The organism is Spirosoma lituiforme, assembly GCF_054776635.1.
Genome location: NZ_BAAHBO010000003.1, coordinates 322,527 through 342,019, shown reverse-complemented (window position 1 = coordinate 342,019; position 19,493 = coordinate 322,527). Strand labels below are relative to the sequence as shown.

Annotated in this window: 12 protein-coding genes; 11 read left to right on the top strand and 1 reads right to left on the bottom strand. The window is 51.7% G+C overall.

The genetic code is table 11. The features are described from left to right. Positions 1–74: 74 nt before the first annotated feature. From ACYU87_RS13665 to ACYU87_RS13615, 11 genes are all read left to right on the top strand, one after another. Positions 75–2,543: a glycoside hydrolase family 95 protein gene (locus tag ACYU87_RS13665; RefSeq protein ID WP_461134641.1), complete on the top strand. Its 2,469-nt coding sequence runs from the start codon at positions 75–77 to the stop codon at positions 2,541–2,543. Positions 2,544–2,705: 162 nt separating this feature from the next. Next, complete coding sequence (locus ACYU87_RS13660) at positions 2,706–4,388, top strand: glycoside hydrolase family 43 protein (protein ID WP_461134640.1); 1,683 nt, start codon at positions 2,706–2,708, stop codon at positions 4,386–4,388. Between the two features lie 15 nt (positions 4,389–4,403). After that, on the top strand, positions 4,404–5,981 hold the full coding sequence (locus ACYU87_RS13655) for a glycoside hydrolase family 43 protein (protein WP_461134639.1): 1,578 nt from the start codon (positions 4,404–4,406) through the stop codon (positions 5,979–5,981). A gap of 32 nt (positions 5,982–6,013) precedes the next feature. Further along, positions 6,014–6,865, top strand: a complete 852-nt coding sequence (locus ACYU87_RS13650; protein ID WP_461134638.1) for a sialate O-acetylesterase — start codon at positions 6,014–6,016, stop codon at positions 6,863–6,865. A gap of 76 nt (positions 6,866–6,941) precedes the next feature. After that, on the top strand, positions 6,942–9,029 hold the full coding sequence (locus ACYU87_RS13645) for an alpha-L-fucosidase (protein WP_461134637.1): 2,088 nt from the start codon (positions 6,942–6,944) through the stop codon (positions 9,027–9,029). A gap of 49 nt (positions 9,030–9,078) precedes the next feature. After that, positions 9,079–10,197, top strand: coding sequence for an alpha/beta hydrolase-fold protein (locus tag ACYU87_RS13640; protein WP_461134636.1), 1,119 nt, complete (start codon positions 9,079–9,081; stop codon positions 10,195–10,197). 130 nt (positions 10,198–10,327) lie between these two features. After that, entirely contained in the window at positions 10,328–12,220 is a 1,893-nt protein-coding gene (locus ACYU87_RS13635) for an alpha/beta hydrolase-fold protein (protein ID WP_461134979.1), read from the top strand. Positions 12,221–12,276: 56 nt separating this feature from the next. Further along, the gene (locus ACYU87_RS13630) at positions 12,277–13,329 is read left to right on the top strand and encodes a glycoside hydrolase family 43 protein (RefSeq protein ID WP_461134635.1); all 1,053 of its coding nucleotides are present in this window, start codon (positions 12,277–12,279) and stop codon (positions 13,327–13,329) included. 131 nt (positions 13,330–13,460) lie between these two features. Next, the gene (locus ACYU87_RS13625) at positions 13,461–14,522 is read left to right on the top strand and encodes an endo-1,4-beta-xylanase (protein ID WP_461134634.1); all 1,062 of its coding nucleotides are present in this window, start codon (positions 13,461–13,463) and stop codon (positions 14,520–14,522) included. Between the two features lie 211 nt (positions 14,523–14,733). Beyond that, a complete protein-coding gene (locus ACYU87_RS13620; RefSeq protein WP_461134633.1) occupies positions 14,734–17,856 on the top strand; it encodes a PVC-type heme-binding CxxCH protein in 3,123 nt (1,040 codons plus the stop codon). Between the two features lie 107 nt (positions 17,857–17,963). Continuing rightward, positions 17,964–18,899: a hydroxypyruvate isomerase family protein gene (locus ACYU87_RS13615; RefSeq protein ID WP_461134632.1), complete on the top strand. Its 936-nt coding sequence runs from the start codon at positions 17,964–17,966 to the stop codon at positions 18,897–18,899. Between the two features lie 78 nt (positions 18,900–18,977). Here the strand turns inward: ACYU87_RS13615 and ACYU87_RS13610 are convergent, their stop codons facing one another. Continuing rightward, positions 18,978–19,280 (bottom strand): isoamylase early set domain-containing protein, encoded by a 303-nt coding sequence (locus tag ACYU87_RS13610; protein ID WP_460936821.1) that lies wholly within the window; start codon positions 19,278–19,280, stop codon positions 18,978–18,980. Positions 19,281–19,493 lie beyond the last annotated feature (213 nt).

The following is a 19,493-nucleotide window of genomic DNA, read 5'->3' as shown; positions in this document are numbered from 1 at the left end:
AGTAAGAGGGTTAGAAATCGGCCCTCTTACTGCTTCTGTACGGTATACTGTCGGTATACTATTCCAGTACCTCTATGAGACTACTCATCTGCCTCGTTTTCCTGGTTCAATCCCTGTCCGGTTTTTCGCAAACCAAGTCTGCGCTGAGACTTTGGTACAACAAGCCGTCCGGTATCGTCTGGGAAAATGCGCTACCTATCGGGAATGGCAGACTGGGGGCCATGGTCTATGGTAATGTGGGAAAAGAAACCGTTCAGCTTAACGAACATACCGTATGGTCGGGTGGCCCCAATCGCAATGACAACCCGAATGCACTGGCCGCCCTGCCCGAAGTCCGACAATTGATTTTTGAGGGCAAACAAAAAGAAGCGGAGCAACTGGCCAACAAGTCGATTCTTACCAAAAAGTCGCACGGGCAGATGTTTCAACCCGTTGGCAACCTGAATCTTGTTTTCAATGGTCATGATGCCTACACCAATTATTACCGCGAACTGGATATTGAGCGAGCCGTTGCCAAGACGTCGTATACCGTCGGCGATGTGACGTATACGCGGGAGGTACTGGCCTCATTACCGGACAATGTTATAGTGATGCAATTAACCGCTAGTAAACCTGGCAAGCTGTCGTTTTCCGCTTCCTTTTCTACTCCACAACCTAATTCGATTACCAAAGCAAACCCCGTTGAACTCACCATCGCCGGTACTACATCAGACCACGAAGGGGTAAAAGGCATGGTGAAGTTCAACGGGATTGCCCGCATCAAAACGACCGGCGGTACGCTCTCGGCGAATGATACGTCGCTTGTCGTCAAAGAGGCTACTGCGGCCACCATTTACATAGCTATAGCGACCAACTTTATCAGCTACAAGGACCTCAGCGGAAACGAGCGTGACCGGGCGGCTGGGTATATGACTAACGCATATCCCAAATCGTTTGCGGCAATCCTAAATCCGCACGTGGCTGCCTATCAGCGCTATTTCAACCGGGTCAGGTTTGACCTGAGTCCAACTGAGCGTGGCCTGTCAGATGCGGCTAAACTGCCTACCGACGAACGCCTGAGCCAGTTTCGGTCGGTAAATGATCCGCAACTGGTTACGCTGTACTATCAATATGGACGCTACCTGCTGATTTCCTCTTCCCAACCCGGCAGTCAACCGGCTAATTTGCAGGGTATCTGGAATAACAAAATGCGCCCGCCCTGGGACAGCAAGTATACCATTAACATCAATGCCCAGATGAACTACTGGCCCGCCGAGCGGACCAATCTGGCCGAACTGCACGAACCCTTTCTACGAATGGTGAAAGAGTTGGCGGAAACGGGCCAGGAAACGGCAAAAGTCATGTACGGAGCCGGTGGCTGGATGGCCCACCACAACACCGACATCTGGCGGATCAACGGGCCGGTAGACGGGGCTTTCTGGGGTATGTGGACGGCTGGGGGCGGCTGGACCAGTCAGCATCTCTGGGAACATTACCTCTACAACGGCGACAAGGCATACCTGGCGTCGGTCTACCCGATTCTGAAAGGGGCCGCTCAGTTCTACGTCGATTTTCTGGTTGAACATCCAACGTATCACTGGCTGGTCGTGAACCCCGGTACATCGCCTGAAAACGCGCCGAAAGCTCATGGCGGCTCATCGCTGGATGCGGGGACAACGATGGACAACCAGATTGTATTCGACGTGTTCAGTACGGCGATCCGGGCCGCCGAGAGACTGGGAAAAGACGCTGATTTTGTGGCTATCCTGAAACAGAAGCGCGCCAAACTTCCGCCCATGCACATTGGCCAGTACGGTCAGTTGCAGGAATGGCTGGACGATGTAGACGATCCTGACGACAAGCATCGGCATATTTCACACTTGTACGGCCTGTTTCCGTCCAATCAGATTTCAGCTTACCGCACCCCTGACCTGTTCAATGCGGCCCGCACCAGCCTGATTCAGCGGGGCGACGTGTCGACGGGCTGGAGCATGGGCTGGAAGGTGAACTGGTGGGCCAAACTTCAGGACGGTAATCATGCCTACACGCTCATTCAGAACCAACTGACGCCCCTGGGGGTCAACAAAGATGGCGGTGGTACGTACAACAACCTGTTCGATGCGCACCCCCCATTCCAGATTGATGGTAATTTCGGCTGCACGTCGGGTATCACCGAAATGCTCCTGCAAAGCAGTGACGGTAGCCTTCATTTGCTGCCCGCGCTGCCCGATGTCTGGCCGACCGGCAGCCTTAGCGGACTGCGGGCGCGGGGTGGTTTCGAGGTTGTGAATATGGAATGGAACGGCGGCAAGCTGACCAAAGTAGCCGTCAAATCAAACCTGGGTGGTAACCTTCGTCTACGGGTACCCAATGCGATGAAAATCAATGGAGGAGCGTTGACGAGAGCATCCGGTACGAACAGCAACCTGTTTTACTCCGTCGAAGAAACACCATCGGCCATTGTCTCGCCGAAGGCCAATGTAGCGGCTCCATCACTGAAAGAAACGCTGGTGTACGACCTGCCGACGCGAGCTGGTAACGTCTATACGCTGGTGGCGCAATAGTATATCTTGTCATTGCTTTTGTTGTCATCCCGATGACAGGAGGGATCTTCGATAGCAAGCATTTTAGTATTTGCTGGAGATCATTTCTGCCGCACCGGTGGCCTGACAAAAATGAAGGATTATGAAAAAGAGAACAAGCAAAACGAATCAACGCAAACCCTTATGAAAAATCGCCTTTACAAGGCCCTTCTTATAGCGCTTAGCCTGTTTGGAAGTCATTTACTCGTTGCCCAGACCTCGTTGGTCAATCCCATCCTGACCGGCTTTTACCCTGATCCCAGCATCGTGAAGGTAGGTCCTGACTATTACCTGGTCAGTTCGACCTTTTCTTATTTTCCGGGGATTCCGGTCATGCACAGCAAAGACCTGAAAAACTGGAAACAGATCGGTAACGTCATTGATCGCCCCGAACAAATGGATTTCATGGGCGAACGCCTGACACGCGGCCTTTTTGCACCAGCCATCAGCTATTACAAGGGTACTTATTACGTGACCTGCACTGACATCGATCATGACGGAAACTTCGTTGTTACGGCCAAAAACCCCGCCGGGCCGTGGAGCAAGCCCGTTAAACTTCCGGCGGTACATGGCATCGACCCATCTATCTATTTCGATGAGGAAGCGGGCAAAGCGTACATTCTTTACAACAGCGATGCTCCCGACCGCAAGCCGTTATACCCAGGCCACCGGACCATTCGGATGTATGAATTCGATCCGGTGAAACTAACCGTAATCGGCGAAGAAAAGCAACTCGTTAACGGGGGTGTGGACCTCTCCAAAAAGCCGGTCTGGATCGAGGCCCCGCACATTATGAGACGAAATGGCTGGTATTACCTCTACGCGGCCGAGGGCGGTACATCGGTCAATCATTCCGAAGTAATATTGCGCAGTAAAGATGTCTGGGGCCCTTATGTACCTTTCTCCGGTAACCCGATCCTGACCCAGCGCGGGCTACCTGCCGACCGGAAAGACGCCATCACATCGGCGGGGCATGCACAGTTCGTGGACGGGCCGGATGGCAAGATGTACTGCATTTTTCTGGCCGTCAGACCCTACGAAAGCGACTACTACAATACGGGTCGCGAAACGTTCATTGCACCTGTAAGCTGGAAGGACGAATGGCCCATGATCGAGCATGGTGAAAAGGCTATATCGTACAGTTACCCGGTCAACTACAAAGAGATTAAGCAGAAGGGAGCACTGCCACAGTCGGGCAATTTTGCGTATACGCTCACCTTCGACAAGACTCTCGATCCGGCGCTTCTGTTTATGCGCACCCACGATAAAAACGCGTACTCGCTGTCGAAGAAGGAGGGGCTCACGCTAAAACTGAAGCCCGAAACCGTAATGGAGATGGGGAATCCGTCGTTCATCGGAAAGCGCCAGCAACACCTCAACAGCGTAGCCGAAACCGAACTGACGTTTGCGCCAGCATCAGACAACGAAAAAGCCGGGTTAATGATCTTACAGGATGAAGACCACTTTTATTTCCTGTGTAAATCGAAGGCGCAGGGTACAGATGTGCTGCAACTTTATAAAAGTAAACCCAAATCGAAAGACATGGAGTTGCTGACCGAAGCTCCGCTGGAAACAAAAACGGGCAACGTTGGCCTGCGTATTTCCTCGAACGGAGATAGCTATGCCTTCGACTACTCCATCGACTCGAAAAACTGGATGTCACTAAAGAACAAGGTAGATGGTAAGTTCCTGAGTACTAAAGTAGCGGGTGGTTTTATCGGATGCCTGTACGGTATGTACGCAACCTCGTCGGGGGAGGCCACGACCAATTCGGCGTCGTTCCAGTTTCTGAAATACGCCGGAGACGATCCGATGTACAAAAAGTAAAATAGTCTCACGTTTATGAAAAACAGGGCGTTTCGATACTGCCTGGTGGCCGTTGGGCTGCTGCTGCCATTCGCGATGGTGGCGCAAAAAGCCCATAACCCCATTGTGTTTGCCGATGTCCCCGACCTGTCCATGATTCGCGTGGGCAATACCTACTACATGAGCAGTACGACTATGCATATGAGTCCGGGATTGCCCATCATGAAGTCGAAAGACCTGGTGAACTGGCAACTGGTTGGGTATGCCTACGATACGTTGGCCAGTGTCGATGCGCTGACCCTGACCAACGGCAAAAGCACCTACGGCCGGGGTTCGTGGGCGAGTAGTCTTCGCTTTCATCGGGGCACCTACTACGTAACCACGTTTGCCCAGACCACGGGGAAAACGTATGTTTACACGACAAAAGATATTGAAAGAGGACCCTGGAAAGCGACCTCGTTTGCTCCTGCCTACCACGACCACTCGTTGTTTTTTGACGATGATGGACGAACATACCTGCTATACGGAGCAGGCAAACTTCGGTTAGTTGAACTACTGGCCGATGCCTCGGGCGTAAAGCCAGGCACTACCGAACAGGTCATCATCGAAAATGCCAGCACCCCCTCGGGTACCGGTGGCGGCTTACCCGCCGAAGGATCGCAGGTGTTCAAGGTGAAGGGGAACTATTATCTCTTCAACATCACCTGGCCTAAAGGGGGGATGCGTACCGTTGTACTACACCGTGCGGCTAAATTGACGGGTCCCTGGGAAGGAAGAGTCGCTTTTCAGGATTTGGGCGTGGCGCAGGGCGGCCTGATCGATACGCCCGATGGAAAATGGTATGCTTATCTTTTTCGGGATGCTGGCGGTGTCGGACGCATACCGTATCTGATTCCGGTTAAGTGGGAAGATGGCTGGCCCGTGTTGGGCGAAAATGGGAAGGCACCCGAAACACTCGATCTGCCTCCCAGCAAAGGATTGATTCCCGGCCTTGTGGCCTCCGACGAATTTACCCGCAAAAAAGGGGAGGCTGCCCTGCCGCTGGTTTGGCAATGGAACCACAATCCCGATAACAAAAGCTGGTCGGTGACGGAGCGGAAAGGGTATCTGCGTCTGAAAACCGGCCGGACCGATACGTCGTTTGTGCTGGCCCGCAACACCCTGACCCAGCGAACCATTGGCCCCGAGTGTACCGGTGTTACGGCGCTTGATGTGTCGAACCTAAACGAGGGCGATTTTGCGGGGCTGAGTCTCCTGCAAAAGAATTACGGCCTGGTGGGCGTGAAGGTCGAAAAGGGAAGCCGGTCGATTGTTATGGTCAGCGCCGGGTCGGGGAAGCCGGTTGAGGTGCAGCGGGTTCCGGTGAGCCAGAAAACAGTCTACCTGAAAGCGGAATGTAATTTCCGGGATCGGAAGGATGTCGCTCATTTCTTCTATAGCCTTGATGGGAAAGCCTGGACAGCTATTGGCGAACCATTGTCTATGCCGTACACCATCCCGCATTTTATGGGATACCGGTTTGGCCTGTTCACGTATGCGACTCAGCAAGCGGGCGGTTTCGCCGACTTCGATTATTTCCGAATTACCAACACGATTTCGCCTTCAGCAAACTAATCTCTTCGATGGTCACAATAACCTTACCTTTCATGAAAAAGAGTTTTTCGGTTGCTACACTTCTCTTACTTTTCTGGAGCCTGAGCGCTTCGGCGCAGGACAAGAATTTTTACATTTTTCTTTGTTTCGGGCAGTCGAACATGGAAGGGAACGCCAAATTCGAACCGCAGGATACGGTCAACGTAAACAGCCGGTTTCAGGTAATGGAAGCCGTCAATTGCCCAACCCTCAACCGGACGAAAGGGCATTGGTACACCGCCGTTCCACCGTTATGCCGTTGCCGGACGGGCCTTACGCCCGCCGATTATTTTGGTCGCGAAATGGTCGCCACTCTTCCTGAAAAGGTCAGGATAGGCGTTATCAATGTGGCCGTGGGGGGTTGTAAAATAGAACTATTCGACAAAGACCAGTACCAGTCCTATACCACCAATGTGCCCGACTGGATGAAGGGTATGCTGAAAGACTATGACGGGAACCCGTACGCCCGGCTGGTCGAGATGGCGAAACTGGCGCAGAAGGACGGCGTCATCAAAGGTATTCTGCTGCACCAGGGCGAATCAAATACCAACGATACGCTGTGGACCAGAAAGGTTAAAGTAGTTTACGATAACCTGATGAACGACCTGAATCTGAAACCCAGAAAAGTGCCGCTGCTGGCTGGCGAGACGGTGAATGCAGATCAGGGTGGCATTTGTGCCAGCATGAACAACATTATTGCCACGCTGCCGCAAACCATCAAAAACGCGCACATCATTTCATCGGCGGGCTGTACCGACTCGGCCGACAACCTGCATTTTGACGCGGCCGGATACCGGAAATTAGGCAAACGCTATGCTGCTGAGATGCTGTCGATATTGGGCTATACACCCGCTAAGACGGAATAATGCCGTTCCCTCTGACCTGCTCCGGCAGGGTCAATTTCTGTTTCATTAATCGGATAAGGCCCGCGTACTACTCCTTATGCTTAACTCTTTTTTTGTTCCGCTCGCGTTTTCCCTGCTAACCGGCCTTGCTGGTTTTTCGCAGACATTGCCCCCTCAACCGGTTGGCCCTTTGCCCAGCGCCAATCAATTGCGTTGGCAAAAAATGGAATACTACGCGTTCATCCATTTCTCGATAAATACGTACACCGACATGGCCTGGGGGCTCGGGAATGAAGACCCCAAACTATTCAATCCAACCAAACTGGATTGTCGGCAATGGGCCCGTATCTGTAAAGAGGCCGGGATGAAGGGGATCATTTTTACCGCTAAACACCATAGTGGCTTCTGTCTCTGGCCGTCGAAGTACACCGAATATTCCGTAAAGAACGCGCCCTGGCGAAACGGGAAAGGCGATATCGTACGCGAAATGGCCAATGCCTGCAAAGAATATGGATTGAAGTTCGGCGTGTATTTATCGCCCTGGGACAGAAACCATCCGGACTATGGCAAGCCCGAATACATCACTTACTTCCGTAACCAGTTGCAGGAATTGCTGACGAACTACGGTGACATTTTTGAAGTCTGGTTTGACGGAGCCAATGGCGGGTCAGGCTATTATGGCGGAGCCAACGAGACGCGCAAGATTGATTCGAAAACGTATTACGACTGGCCAAATACGTACAAACTGGTTCGTAAACTCCAACCCAAAATCGTTATCTGGAACGACGGTGGCGATCGGGCCGACCTTCGCTGGGTGGGCACCGAAGCCGGGTATGTAGGGGAAACCAACTGGAGTCTACTGAATGCGACCGGCGACGTACCGGAGCAAATGCTGCGCCACGGCGTAGAAAACGGCAACGCGTGGGTGCCTGGCGAAGTAAATACCTCTATTCGGCCCGAGTGGTTCTACCATGAGCGCGAAGATAGGCTGGTAAAAACGCTGCCCCAGTTGATGGATATTTACTATAACTCCATTGGTCGAAACGCTACGCTGTTGCTCAATTTCCCGGTTATGCCCAACGGCCTGATTCACGAGAAAGACGAAAAAGCCGTACAGGCCTTTGCTAAAGCTACCAACGAAGCATTCGCGCTTAATCTGGCAAACGATGCTCAGGCTACCTCCTCACAGGTACGGGGAAAAAGCTCGGTCTACGGGGCCAGCAAAGCCATTGATGCCGATCTGGAGAGCTACTGGGCCACAGACGATGCCGTTCGTCAGGCATCGCTGACGCTCCGGTTTAGCAAGCCCACGGCGTTCAATCGTTTTCTGGTGCAGGAGCCGATTCGGCTGGGTCAACGGGTCAAAGCGTTTACGGTAGAGGCATTCGTTAAGGGTAGCTGGAAAGAAATAGCCAAAGAAACGACCATCGGGTATAAACGTATCCTTCGATTCCCGACCGTCGAAGCCACGCAACTGCGCCTGACGATTCTGGATGCCAAAGGCAGCCCGTTGATTTCAAATCTTGCCGTTTACAAAGCCCCGCTGATTCTGACGCCCCCTCAGATTATCCGCGACCAGGCGGGCGAAATACACATCAAGCCTGGTGATACAGAATCAGAACTGTACTATACTCTCGACGGAAGCACGCCAACCGCAGCCGCTACCCGCTACACGGCTGCCACCAAAACCGCTGACGGGAAAGTTGACGTAAAAGCGATCGCCTACAATCCATTCACGAAACAAAGCAGTGTCGTCAGCGAAGAAAAATTCGATATCGCCCGCGCGGCCTGGAAAATTGTGAGTACCGATACCAAATCGGCCTATCAGGTTCTGGACGGTAACCCCGGTACCTCATGGCATCAGGATAAAAGTCTGAAGATGCCGGTAGACTTAGTTATTGACTTGGGGAAAGAAGAAAATCTGGCTGGTTTCCGGTACTTGCCCGACCAGAACTGGTGGTCCGATGCCAGCATCATTACCCAGTACCAATTTGAGGTTTCTACCGATAACGTAAGCTGGAAACAGGTTAGTGAAGGCGAGTTTTCAAACATCAAAAACAGCCCGGTCTGGCAAACCAAAACCTTCGCACCCATCAAGGCCCGATACATTAAATTACGCGCGCTGAAAAACACACAGGAGGGCTCGGCACCGGGCTATGCGGAGGTTGATGTTATTACCCGGTAAGACCAGTGATAGACTATCGTTACCCCTTATTTCCTAAACCAATACACAAATGAATCGGAAGACTATCGCTGTATTGTTTGCAGCCGCTTTATTAAGTGCCGACTGTTTTGCACAGGCTGGCCAGTCGGCGCTCGTGGACGACTTTAAACCATCCACTCTGAACCAGCCGGGCCAGGAATACCCGCAGGTAAACTCCCAGGGCTACGCCCGATTCAGGATAAACGCACCCAGGGCCGATAGCGTGAAGGTAAGTTTGGGTCTGGGTGGCCGGGGAGGAACCCGACTCACCAAAGGAGCTGACGGATTCTGGACAGGGACCACCGAGGGGCCAATGGATGAGGGCTTTCACTATTACAACGTGACGATTGATGGCGGAAAGTTCAACGATCCCGGTGCTCTGAATTTTTACGGCTCCGTTCGGTGGGAGAGTGGCATTGAGATACCGGCTCATGATCAGGATTTCTACGCCCTGAAAGACGTACCCCACGGTCATGTGCAGCAGGTTCTTTTTCCGTCTAAAAGTACCGGCACAGCGCGCCGGGCTTTCGTGTATACACCACCGGGCTACGAGAAAGACAAGTCGAAAAAATACCCGGTATTGTACCTGCAACATGGCTGGGGCGAAGACGAAACGGCCTGGAGCAACCAGGGGCATGCTAACCTGATCATGGATAACCTGATTGCAGAGGGAAAAAGCAAGCCGTTTATCATCGTGATGACCTATGGCATGACCAACGAAGTGAAATGGGGTAAAATAAGGGATTTCAAGATTGAGCCCTTCCAGACGGTGCTGACCGGCGAACTGATTCCATACGTCGATGCTAATTTTCGCACCCTCACCGACCGGTCGAACCGGGCGATGGCTGGCCTTTCGATGGGCGGCATGGAAACCAAAACGATCACGCTTAATAAGCCGGATGTGTTTGGCTACTACGGATTACTGAGCGGTGGTCTCTACAATCCAGATGATCTGAAAGACAAGGCAAAACCAAAACTTGTGTTCATTAGCTGCGGCAGTCGGGAAAAGCCAGATGGGGTAAAACAGGCGGTAATGAATCTGAAAGGGGACGGATACAATGCCGTTTCGTACGTTTCTGAAAACACAGGTCATGAATTTCAGACCTGGCGTCGTAGTCTGCATGAACTAGCTCCATTGCTGTTTAAATAATTTTTTCGACAGGATTGACGGGATTAATATGATTTTTCAATTCCAACCCATCCTGTCAATCCTGTCAAAATTTCCTTTTAATATGAAAAAAAATTTATTTCTAAAATGGTTGTATGCCGCGCTGGCTGTGATGCTGGGGGCAGCGACCCATGCCCAACAACCAGCCGATAAAGAAATGCCGAAAGGCTATGATCAGGTGCGCGCGGGGATCGCTGCTGGAAAAATTGACAGCATATCGTATCCGTCAAAAACCGTTGGCACCACCCGGAAAGCCCTGGTCTATACCCCGCCGGGTTTTTCTAAAAAGAAAAAATATCCGGTCTTGTATCTGCTGCACGGCATTGGGGGCGATGAGAAGGAGTGGCTCAAAGGAGGAAATCCGCAATTCATTCTGGATAACCTGTATGCGGACAAAAAACTGGAGCCGATGATCGTGGTGATGCCCAACGGCCGGGCCATGAAAGACGACCGCGCTGTGGGTAACGTTTTCGACAAAGACAAAGTAGACGCCTTCGCGACCTTCGAAAAAGATCTGCTCAACGACCTGATTCCGTTTGTCGAGAAGAAGTACCCGGCCCTGACCGACCGCGAACACCGGGCCATTGCCGGGCTCTCGATGGGTGGCGGGCAGTCGCTGAATTTTGGGTTGGGCAATCTGGATACGTTTGCCTGGGTGGGCGGCTTTTCGTCAGCGCCCAACACTAAACGCCCCGAAGAGCTGGTGCCCAATCCCGACGAAGCTAAAAAGAAGCTGAAACTGCTCTGGATTTCGTGTGGAGATCAGGATGGGCTGATTTCGTTCAGCAAGCGAACGCATGAGTATCTCTACCAGAACAACGTTCCACACGTTTACTACATTGAGCCGGGCGGGCATGATTTCAAGGTCTGGAAAAACGGCCTGTACATGTTTTCGCAGTTCCTGTTCAAGCCAGTCAACGTCGCATCGCTCAGTAAATACACGGTATTGGGTTCGCCGGCATCGACCAATATCCGTTCGGCCCAGTACCCTCAGATTTTACCCGACAACCGGGTCGTATTTCGGGTGAAAGCGCCGGAAGCGCAGAAGGTGCAGGTTGATCTGGGTAAAAAATACGAGATGGCGAAAGATACGGCCGGGTTCTGGAACGTCACCACCGATTCCGTCAGCCGGGGATTCCATTATTATTCGCTTTTAATTGACGGTCTGCCCGTGGTTGACCCGGCCAGCGAAGCCTTTTACGGTATGGGACGGACGGCAAGCGGCATTGAAATTCCGGACAGAGACGGTAGCTACTACGCCCTGAAAGATGTGCCCCACGGAGCTATTCGAACGGAACGGTACCTCTCCAAAGCGTCGAATACCTGGCGCGAGATGTCCGTTTACACCCCGCCGGGTTACGATCAGTCGAGCGTAGACTATCCGGTCCTGTATATTTTACATGGTGGTGGCGAGGACCAGCGCGGATGGGCCATGCAGGGCCGAACGAACCTGATTCTGGATAACCTGATTGCCGATAAAAAGGCGAAACCCATGGTCATTGTCATGCTCGACGGAAACATGGGTAATTCCGGTGGGTTGGCGGGCTTTAACGAAACTGTGCTGCGGGCCTTCGAAAACGAATTAAAACAAGGTGCGATCCCCTTCGTTGAAGGCAATTTCCGGGTCGCAACCGACGCCAAAAATCGGGCACTCGCCGGGTTGTCGATGGGCGGTTTACAGACGCTCTATGCCGGTATCAAAAACACCGATCTCTTCTCGTCGTTGGGCGTATTCAGTTCGGGCTGGTTCGCCAACAATCCCAAGCTGTCGGACCCCCAATACGCGTTTATGAAAGAGAACGCCAGTGTAATCAACGGTAATCTGAAAAACCTCTGGATTTCGATGGGTGGCAAGGAGGATATTGCCTATCAGAATTGCCAGACTATGCTGAAAAAGTTTGACGAGATGGGCGTAAAATACCAGTATAGTGAATACGCGGGCGGGCATAGCTGGCCGGTTTGGCGGCACGATCTGTTCGGATTCTCGCAAGTGCTTTTCAAGTAACAACATCATGGCTCACCAGCCGACCTGCTTAATTAATTTAACTGAATCAACCATACATGCAACGCGCCTACAAAACTCTTGCCCTGGCCGCCTTAACGGGTTGCGCACTACCTGCCTTCGCACAAAACAGCGGGGGCAAAACTCCTATTTCGCAGCCATTGGTGTCGCATATTTACACCGCCGACCCATCGGCCCACGTCTTCAACGGGAAAATCTACATCTACCCTTCGCACGATATTGACGCGAAGGATGTGAAAGAGGATGACGACGGAGGGCATTTTGCCATGCGTGATTATCACGTTCTATCGATGGATAAAATTGGTGGTCCGGTGAAAGACAACGGCGTAGCGCTCGACATTAACGACATTCCCTGGGCCGGTCGGCAGTTGTGGGCTCCTGACGTAGCCCTCAAAAATGGGACGTACTACCTCTATTTTCCGGTTAAAGACAAGCAGGATATTTTCCGCATCGGTGTCGCAACCAGTAAAAGTCCAACGGGCCCCTTCAAAGCGGAACCCGAGCCGATGAAGGGAAGCTACAGCATTGACCCGACCGTGTTTCAGGATAGCGATGGCAAAGCGTACCTCTATTTCGGCGGTATCTGGGGTGGTCAGTTGCAGCGCTGGAGCGGTAATCAGTACGACCCGAAAGGGGCGTTGAAACAGAAAGACGAGGTGGCGTATCTACCCCGGGTTGCTCGCCTGAGCGCCGACATGAAATCGTTGGCCGAGCCAGTTCGGGAGGTACAGCTTCTGGACGAAAATGGTAAACCATTTCTGGAGAAAGATAACGATAAACGGTTTTTTGAAGGTGCCTGGATGCATACCTACAAGGGGAAGTACTACCTCTCGTATTCGACCGGCGATACGCACAACCTGTGTTATGCCATCAGCGACAGTCCATACGGTCCGTTTACCTACAAAGGCATTGTGCTGAAACCCGTTCTAGGCTGGACCAATCACCATTCCATTGTGCAGGTGGGCTCAAAATGGTACCTGTTCTACCACGATACTCAACTCTCCGGAAAGACCCACCTCCGGAATGTAAAAGTAACCGAGCTGATCTATAATCCAGACGGCACGATCAAGCCGATTGACGCGTACAAATAGGGTTCTTTTCCCGACAAGATTAACAGGATTCCCATGATTTCTTACGGATAAAACCACGGGAATCCTGCCAGAGAACCATTCTGGAAAATCCTGCAAATCCTGTTAATCCTGTCCCCAAAACACTCAATCTCATGAAAAAACTACTTCCTTACTTCCTTATTGCTTTATCGGTTGCGTTCGTAGCTCCCGAAAAAGGACTGAAAGATTACTACAAAAATTACTTTCCCATTGGGGTGGCCGTTAATCCGCGCATGGTGCAACCCGGTCCGGATGCTGACTTGATCAAAGCCCAGTTCAGCAGTATGACACCCGAAAATGCGATGAAAATGGGGCCCATCCATCCCGAAGAGAACCGCTATTACTGGAAAGATGCCGACGCCATCGCCGACTTTGCCAGACAAAACAACATCAAACTGCGGGGGCATACCCTGTGCTGGCATAACCAGACACCCCGCTGGTTTTTTACCGATTCAACGGGTAAAACCGTGAGCCGGGAGGTATTGCTGGCCCGCCTGAAACGGCATATTACCGACGTAGTGGGTCGGTATAAAGGCAGAATTTACGCCTGGGATGTCGTCAATGAGGCCGTTCCTGACACGGGTAAAAGCATCTACCGCAAATCGAAGTTTTACGAAATTATCGGAGAGGATTATATCGAGAAAGCGTTCCAGTACGCTCACGAGGCCGATCCGTCGGCTCAACTGTTCTACAACGATTACAACACGGAAACGTCATCCAAGCGGGACCGCATTTATCAGTTGTTGAAAAAGCTGAAAGACAAAGGAGTACCCATTAACGGCGTTGGTTTACAGGCGCACTGGTCCATTTACGAGCCCAGCGCGCAGGAGCTGGAAGAGTCTATCAACAAATTTGCCAGTCTGGGCCTCAAGATTCAGTTCACGGAAGTCGATATGTCAGTGTACCCGAAAGAGCATGAACGACGCGCTCACCGGGACACTGACAAAAGCGAGTTCACCTCCGACATGAACGACAAACAGGCCGCTCAATACAAAATGGTGTTCGATGTATTTCGCAAACACCGCGACAAGATTACGGGGGTGACATTCTGGAACCTGACTGACAAATACTCCTGGCTTGACAATTTTCCCGTTCCTGGCCGGAAGGATTATCCCTTGCTGTTTGATCAGAACGGTCAGCCAAAGAAGGCATACGAACGCGTGGTAACGTTTTGAGTAACGGCAGTTATTGTGAGTCATCTGGACCGATCACGTGATTGGCCTGCATTGGTCGAGGAGTGTAAAATCGTTTAGGTACTGATTTTATCGGATTTACGAGAAAGAAACTGAGTACAAATGGGTATAAATAACCAGATCCGTCACTTTAAAGGGTAGCCTTCTCCCTGGTTAGTTAACTGCTAACGTTCTCCCGGATCAGGCCAACTATATGACTCATTTTTCATTACCGAAACGCTCGGCCTTGGCACGCCGGGCCATTGCGCTATCAGCCGCCGGTTTAGTGATAGGCGGTGCTTTTATGGGGGCCTATCAGAACCGGAACCTTAACGCGGCTTCCAATCGGTATCTGACAAGCTTGTTCACTCAACTCAGCGACGATGACAAACACGATCCCAAATATGCCGTTGGTAGTCTGAACGTAGCCCCTGGTCTGGAGGCAACCCTGTTTGCCGCCGAACCGATGCTGGCGAATCCCACCGATATTGACGTGGATGCCCGTGGTCGGGTATGGGTGTGCGAAGCCTATAATTATCGGCCCGCCGTTAACGGTAATCCAACCCGTAAAGAAGGCGACCGCATTGTGATTCTGGAAGATCAGAACGGCGATGGGAAAGCCGATGTATCGAAGGTATTTTACCAGGGAGCCGATATCGAATCCCCGCTTGGCATCTGGGTACAGGGCAATAAAGTGATCGTGTCGGATAGCCCGAATGTCTGGGTCTTTACCGACGAAAACGGCGACGATAAAGCCGACAAAAAAGAACTGCTCTTTACAGGTATTGGCGGTGAGCAGCACGATCATGGCATGCACACGTTTGTCTTCGGACCAGATGGCAAGTGGTATTTCAACTTTGGCAACGAGGGCGGGCAACTCAAGGATAAAGACGGTAAGCCCGTTATCGATATAGCCACCGGTAAGCCGATCGATAAGCAGAATTTTAAGATGGGCATGGTCTTCCGCTGCGACCCAGACGGCAAGAACGTGGAGGTGCTGGGCCAGAACTTTCGGAACAACTACGAAGTGGCTGTCGATTCATATGGCACACTCTGGCAGTCGGACAACGACGACGACGGCAACAAGAGCGTTCGGATTAACTACGTCATGGAATACGGTAACTACGGGTACACAGACGAAATGACGGGGGCAGGCTGGCAGGCCAATCGGGAGAATATTGAGTCCGAAACCCCCAAACGTCACTGGCACCTCAATGATCCCGGCGTAGTTCCTAATCTGCTGCAAACGGGAGCTGGTTCGCCAACGGGCATGATCGTGTATGAGGGTAATTTATTGCCCGAAGTTTTCCGGAATCAAATGATTCACTGTGATGCCGGTCCGAACGTGGTCCGGTCCTATCCCGTACAGAAAGACGGCGCGGGCTATAAAGCCGAAATTGTTAATGTGCTGGAAGGGGCTCGCGATCAGTGGTTCCGGCCGGCCGATGTGTGTGTGGCCCCCGATGGATCATTAATTATTGCCGATTGGTACGATCCTGGCGTGGGTGGCCACCAGGCGGGCGATCAGAGCAAGGGGCGCGTGTACCGGGTAGCCCCACCGAACTCGCCGTACAAAATGCCCAAAGTCGATTTGACAACGACCGAAGGGGCCATTGAGGCTTTACAGAGTCCGAACATGTCGATTCGCTATGCGGGCTGGCAGCAACTGGCTGGTCTGGGTAAAAAAGCGGAAAAATCATTGGCCAACCTCTATCGAACATCCCCTAATCCCCGAATGCAGGCGCGGGCGCTCTGGTTACTGAGCAAACTGGAAAAGGGCCCCAAATACCTGGAAACGGCGCTGAAAAATAACAATTCCGATCTTCGTATTACGGCGCTCCGTGCCGCCCGCGAGCTCAAAACCGATATCATTCCTTACGTTAAGCAACTCGTTAACGACCCTGATCCGCAGGTGCGCCGGGAGTGTGCCATTGCCCTCCGCCGAAACCAGAGCCCCGAAGCACCAGCGCTGTGGGCACAACTCGCCAGTCAGTATGATGGTAAAGACCGCTGGTACCTGGAAGCGCTGGGTATTGGCGCGGATGCCAACTGGGATACATACTACACTGCCTGGGTGAAACAGATGAATACCGAGCGTAACGACGCCCCGGCCTTAGCTAATGCGGGTGGCCGTGACATTGTTTGGCGTGCCCGTACGAAGGAGTCGGTACCGATGCTGGCCAAACTGGCGGGCGATCCAGCCGTTGCTATCGATCAGCGGTTGCGCTATTTCCGGGCGTTTGATTTCAATCCGGGTGCCACCGAAAAGTCGAATGCGTTGCTGGGTATTTTGCAGGCAAACAGTGGCTCCACAGAAGTAACCAAACTGGCGCTGCGCCACCTCGATCCGGCTTTTGTGAAAAATTCGCCCGTGGCGACAACTGCACTGAATAAGCTCATGAACGACGTTTACGGAACCCCCGAATACGTTGAACTGGTCATGCGGTTTGAACCTGTATCCGAAAATGCCCGTCTGGCCAAACTGGCGGTTCAGAAGCCACTGGAGGGTGTGGGTCGGGATGCCGCCCGGCAGTTGCTCAAGCAGCAGGGCAGCGCGCTGGTCTGGGATGTGCTGAACGGTAACGATCCCGAAGCTGCGGCCAATATGCTGGTCGCTCTGCGTCGGGTGGGTAATAAAGAGTCCATCGATATGCTGAAAACGGTGGCGTTGGACGACAAACGGTCTGTAGCGCTGCGTAAAGAAGCGACTCGCTCGCTGGGTGGCAGTATGGAAGGGGCCGATATGGTCGTGGCTTTACTCAAATCCGGCGACATAAAGGGCGATTACAAAAAAGCTGCTGTACAGGGCGTCAGCAACGACTGGCGTAAAAATGTTCGTCAGCAGGCGGCTAACTTCTTGGATGGCGGACAAAGCGCCGAAGGAAAGAAACTGCCCACCCTGAACGAATTACTCGCAATGAATGGCGATGCTACCCGTGGTGTTTCGGTGTTTAAAAACAACTGTAGCATCTGCCACCAGGTGAACGGCGAAGGAATGGATTTTGGGCCAAAGCTATCCGAGATTGGATCCAAACTGCCCAAAGAAGGTCAGTATCTGGCAATTTTGCACCCCGATGCCGGTATCAGCTTTGGATACGAAGGCTGGGAGGTAAAATTCAAAGATGGTAGCGCCATGACGGGTATTGTCTCCAGCAAAACCGAAACGGATTTACAGATGAAGTTTCCGGGGGGCGTAGCGCAGAATTACAAAATGTCGGACGTCGTTTCGATGAAGCAACTGGATAGCTCCATGATGCCATCGGGTATACAGGAGGCCATGAGCACGCAGGAACTGGTCGATTTAGTGGATTACTTATCAAGTTTAAAAAAGAAATAGAACCGGAATTGGTATAATTTTCCTGATTGATTCTGCCGTTCGCTTTCCATTGATAAGCATCGTCAGTCAGAGAAATCACGCAAATCCGGGTTCACACATCCTTACTCATGCAACGACGCAATTTCGTAAAATCAACAGTTGGCCTGGCAGGTGCCGCCGTAACCGGTGAATCAGTAGTGGGTAGCCGATATTCGCAGCCGGATTCAGTAGCGAAGAACACCTTCAAGCTCAAGTACGCTCCGCACTTCGGCATGTTTGAAAACAGCGCCGGTAAAGACCTCATTGACCAGCTTAAGTTTATGGCCGATATGGGTTTTACGGCGCTGGAAGACAATGGCATGATGGCCCGTGAACCAGCCATGCAGACCAAAATCGGGGAAGAAATGGCTCGGCTGGGCATGACGATGGGGGTGTTCGTTCTCGAAAAGGGCGGTAACTCGCAAAATACCCTGGCGGCCGGAAAGCCCGAATTTATCGACATCTTTCTGAACGGCTGCCGCAAAGCCGTGGAAACTGCCAAGCGTTGCAATACCAAATTTACAACGGTTGTTCCCGGCGATTTTGAGCGTAATCTGCCCATTGGTATTCAAACCGGTAACGTCATAGATGCCCTGCGCCGGGGTGCCGACATTCTGGCTCCGGCGGGCCTGACTATGGTGCTCGAACCCCTGAGCGATTCGCCAAACCTATTTCTGCGAACATCCGATCAGACCTATGAAATTTGCCGCGCCGTAAACAGCCCTTCTTGCAAGATTCTGTTCGACATTTACCACATGCAGAAAAACGAGGGCCATATCATCCCGCACATTGACTGGTGCTGGAGCGAGATTGGCTACTTTCAGATTGGTGACAATCCCGGTCGTAACGAGCCAACAACGGGCGAAATCAATTACAAAAACATATTCAAGTATTTATACAAGAAGCAAAAGGCCGAGGGTAAAGATTTTATCTTCGGTATGGAGCACGGCAAGTCGCAGAAGGGGAAAGAAGGAGAAATTGCCCTCATCAAAGCCTACGTCGAGTCTGACAGCTTTACCGTATAAAAGTACCGGAGTAAACCAATAATGGGTGATCAGGCTCGTCAACAAGCCCAGTCACCCATTATTGGTTTACTTTCTTTCCTAGAGAACAACAACCGAGTTTTCTTCAAACGAAACTCCGCTTGGAACGTACTTGTCAGCGGCCGAGTCATTTGTCCAGGTTGTGCCATCCAAAACGTAACGGAACTGGTATTCGCCACCAACGGGCAATTCAACCGTAGTTTTGTAAGAACCATCTTTCTGTTTTTTCAGGGCCTGGGCATCCCAGCCATTGAATTCACCGGCCAGAGCGACCGTTTTGGCACCATTGACGGCTTCGGCCGACAATTCAAAGGTTACTTTCGCAAGGGGCTTGCTTTTGAGGAATTGTTTGGCAACTGCCATAGGGGTTCACTGTTTGGTTTTCAATGCAAAGTTATAATACAAATAGGGTAATATAATAGTTATCAGTAGGTTAAGAATAAATATTCTTTACATAGTCATAGTTAATATGCCTTGTCTTATAATTGAGTGTCTAAGAAACGTACTATTTTATAGTAGTTGTTACGTAAAAAACGCGAATAATTGATTGTCATTACACCGGGGTAAGCGATCCGG